The sequence below is a fragment of the Methanocalculus sp. genome (assembly GCF_029762515.1).
GTDB lineage: Archaea > Halobacteriota > Methanomicrobia > Methanomicrobiales > Methanocorpusculaceae > Methanocalculus.
In genome coordinates this window covers 1-1,211 of sequence record NZ_JARVGN010000548.1, presented here as the reverse complement: position 1 = coordinate 1,211, position 1,211 = coordinate 1, and the positions used below count along the sequence as shown (strand labels likewise).

General features: G+C 52.4%; 1 protein-coding gene. It reads left to right on the top strand.

Translation table 11 applies throughout. The annotated features are described in order from the left end of the window. Positions 1–23: 23 nt before the first annotated feature. Positions 24–1,211 (top strand): CCA tRNA nucleotidyltransferase (cca, locus tag QCH34_RS13050; RefSeq protein ID WP_300334761.1); only part of this gene is annotated, 1,188 nt, incomplete at its 3' end.

The following is a 1,211-nucleotide window of genomic DNA, read 5'->3' as shown; positions in this document are numbered from 1 at the left end:
GAGACGCTTGCTGAGGTGGTGCTATGACCAGAAGTCCCTTTGAGGAGGAGATCCTCTCCCGAATCAGGCCTACACCTGAGGAGGTGGAACACCTCCGCACCATCTCTGATCGGATCATTGCGTACCTGATGGAATATCATCAGCGCCCCTCAATGGTCGTCGGATCAGTTGCCCGGGGGACATTTGTCCGGGGTGACCGCGATCTTGATATCTTCATGCTCTTCCCAACAGATCTCCCCCGTGATGATCTTGCAAAGGATGGGATTGCGCTAGGGCGTGCTGTTGTGGCTCACTTCGGGGGTACCGCTGTTGAAAAGTACGCCGAGCATCCGTACTTAAATGCCCGGATTTTTGACCTTGATATCGATCTCGTTCCCTGCTACCATGTGGCATCTGCTACCGAGATCAAGAGTGCGGTGGACAGAACCCCGTTTCATACCCGGTATATTATTCCCCGTATCGCCGCATATGTCGATGATGCCCTGCTAATGAAGCAGTTTACAAAAGCAGGAGGCGTGTATGGATCAGATCATATGACTGAGGGCTTCTCAGGCTATCTCTGCGAACTCCTTGTCCTTCATTACGGTGGCTTCAATCCGCTCATAAGGGCAGCGACAGAATGGCGGCCCACGGTTCTGATCGATCCGGAGAATCACCGGGAGCGTTTTTTTGATGAGCCGCTTGTTGTGGTCGATCCAACCGATCCAAACCGGAATGTCGCCGCAGCCCTTTCACTTGACCGGATGTGCGCTTTGATAGAGCTTGCACGCGCTTACCTGAAAGATCCGACGGAGGCATTCTTCATGATTCACCGTCCAGCCTCATTTACAAAAAAACAGGTGGAGCTGGCACTTGCCGAACGTGGATCTGCGCTGTACACCATAACCTTTCCAACACCCCCCTATGTCCCGGATACTATTGTTCCGCAGCTCAGGAAGAGTACAATAGCAATCAGAGACCTTCTGGAGCGGTCGGGCTTTTCCGCAAACCGGATCGACTGCCATATGGGTGAAGAGAGATCCGTTCTCCTCTTTGAGCTCCTCAATGACAGGGTTCCACCAGTTGTCCGGCATATCGGTCCTCCGGTGAATAACAGTGACAATGCAGAACGCTTTGTCCGTAAATATATTGAATACTCACCTCTCTCAGGTCCTTTCATTGAGGATGGGCGGTACATTGTTGAGGTTCGCCGCCCCTATACCGAGGCTAAA